This window comes from Pseudomonas sp. NPDC090755, assembly GCF_044769005.1.
GTDB lineage: Bacteria > Pseudomonadota > Gammaproteobacteria > Pseudomonadales > Pseudomonadaceae > Aquipseudomonas.
Window position 1 is genome coordinate 1 of the sequence record NZ_JBIVXC010000055.1, and the last position, 2,917, is coordinate 2,917.

Below are 2,917 nucleotides of genomic sequence, written 5' to 3' on the forward strand. Positions count from 1 at the left end.
CCGATGCCGATGGCAAAATCGATGCCTCGGGCACTGCCGAGCCGGGCAGCACGGTCACCGTGACCTGGCCTGACAACAGCACCAGCACTGTCGTGACCGATGGCAGTGGTAACTGGAGCCTGGAATCGCCGACCGTCCAGGAATCGGGCGAGGTCAGCGCCGAAGCGACCGATGCCGCGGGTAACACCAGTGACTCGGTCACTGTCATCTACACCGATACCGTGGCGCCGAACGCGCCAACGCTGGTCGTGGCCGATGCCGATGCCGATGGCAAAATCGATGCGTCGGGCACTGCCGAGCCTGGCAGCACGGTCACCGTGACCTGGCCTGACAACAGCACCAGCACTGTCGTGACCGATGGCAGTGGCAACTGGAGCCTGGAATCGCCGACCGTTCAGGAGTCGGGCGAGGTCAGCGCCGTGGCGACTGATGCTGCGGGCAATGTTTCGGATAAAACTACTGCAGTATTTACTGATAGCTTTGCTCCGACCGTCACCGTGAGCATCGACAGCATCAGCACCGACAGCGGCGTGGTGGGCGACTTCATCACCAACGACGCCGACGGCCTGACCGTCAATGCCAGCCTCTCGGCCGCCCTGGCGGCGGGTGAGAAGCTGTTCTACTCCAACGACAACGGCGCGACCTGGATTGACGTCACCTCGTCGGTCAGCGGCACCGCGGTCAGCTACGTCGACGACGCGCTGACCAGCAGCACCACCGTGCAGTTCCGTGTGGTTGACGCCGCTGGCAACGCCGGCAGCCTGGCCAGCCAGGCGATCGTCATCGACACCGTGGCACCGAGCACGCCAGTCACGCCAAGCACCTATGCAGATGATGTCGGTAGTGTAAAGAATCCAACCAGCACTGCGCTGGTCACAGATGACACTCGTCCAGGTATAAACGTAGGTGCCGGGTTGACCGATGCCCCCAAACTTTATGTGAATGGCTCGCTGGTATCTGCTACTTACGATTCGGTGGCAGGGACGTTGACACCGGATGTGGGGCTGGCCGACGGTACTTACGCTTTCACGTGGACCTTGACCGACGTGGCAGGTAATGAAAGTGCTCCAAGCGGGGCGCTTAACATGAGCATTGCTACTTCGGTAGCGACTCCCGCCTTGAGCTTGAGCACTGATACCGGCAGCAGCAACAGCGACAAGATCACCCAAGACGGTACCGTCAACGTGAGCGGTCTGGAGGCGGGGGCAACCTGGCAATACAGCACCGACGGCGGTACTACGTGGGTAGCCGGCAGCGGCACCAGCTTTACCCTTTCGGGCGCTGGCGCCAAGAGCGTGGTAGTGCGTCAGACCGATGCCGCCGGTAACGACTCGGCGACCTCGGCACCTTATACCTTTACCCTGGACACCAGTGCGTTAGCACCAAGCCTGACCTTGTTTGTGGACACTGGCAGCAGCAACAGCGACAAGATCACCCAAGCCGGTACCGTCAATGTGAGCGGTCTGGAGGCAGGGGCAGCCTGGCAATACAGCACCGACGGTGGTACCACGTGGACGACCGGCAGCGGCAGCAGCTTTGTCCTTTCGGGTGATGGCGCCAAGAGCGTGGTGGTGCGTCAGACCGATGCGGCCGGTAACGTCTCGGCCATCTCGGCGCCTTTTACCTTTACCCTGGACACCAGTGCGTTAGCGCCAAGCCTGACCTTGTCTGCTGACACCGGCAGCAGTGACAGCGACAAGATCACCCAAGACGGTACTGTCAACGTGAGCGGTCTGGAGGCAGGGGCAACCTGGCTATACAGCACCGACGGCGGTAGCACGTGGTCTGCCGGCAGTGGCACCAGTTTTACCCTTTCAGGCGATGGCGCCAAGAGCGTAGTGGTGCGCCAGACCGATGCGGCCGGTAACGTCTCGGCCACCTCGGCACCTTATACCTTTACCTTGGATACCGTTAGTCCTCCACTGCTCACGCTGGCCTTGGCCGTCGACACTGGCAGCAGTGACAGCGACAAGATCACCCAAGACGGTACCGTCAACGTGAGCGGTCTGGAAGCGGGGGCAACCTGGGAATACAGCACCGACGGTGGTACTACGTGGACAGTCGGCAGTGGTAGCAGCTTTATCCTTTCGGACGATGGCGCCAAGAGCGTGGTGGTGCGTCAGACCGATGCCGCCGGTAACGTTTCGGACGCCTCGGCGCCTTACACCTTCACCTTGGACCGCAGCATTGCTGTACCGACCATCGATCCAATGGCAGTTGATAATGATATGTCTGCTGCAGAAGCCTCGAAAGCACAAAACATCACGGGTACTGCAGAAGCCGGTGCTAGCGTGACCATTAACTTCAATGGTTACGACTACACCGCTGTCGCGGACGCTAGCGGGAACTGGGGCGTGGTTGTTCCGGCGGCGAACCTGACAGGCGCTTACACCAAAGTGATCACTGTGACGGCCACAGATGTGGCCGGTAATGTCTCGACGCCGGCCACCAGTACGGTGTGGATGTCTACGTCGGTCAATACGACCGCCTCTGGGAGTCAGACTGCCGGACACGCTGCCAGTCTGGCCGACGGCGGCTGGGTCGTGACGTGGGAAAGCAACCAGGAGATCTATCAGCAGCGTTACACCTCGGCTGGAGTGGCTTCAGGCGGCGAGACCAGGGTTAGTACGACGGATACTTCGAGCTCGGCAAGCACTACAGGGCTGAGCGACGGTGGCTGGCTCGTCACCTGGCAAAGCTATAATTCGGCAACATCATCCTGGGATGTCTACCAGCAGCGTTACACCTCGGCTGGAGTGGCTTCAGGCGCCGAGACTCAGGTCAATACATACACGGCAGATATGCAGAGCTATCCAAGTGTTACAGGGCTGAGCGACGGTGGCTGGGTGGTGACATGGAGTAGCCTTTTTCAGGAGACTGGCTGGGGGGTTTACCAGCAGCGTTACACGTCGACGGG

Annotated in this window: 1 protein-coding gene; it reads left to right on the forward strand. The window is 60.7% G+C overall.

Going from position 1 to position 2,917, the window contains the following annotated elements; translation table 11 throughout:
* The coding region (locus tag ACIQUS_RS27190) for an Ig-like domain-containing protein (protein WP_403054254.1) at nt 1–2,917 on the forward strand (2,917 nt) is incomplete at both ends.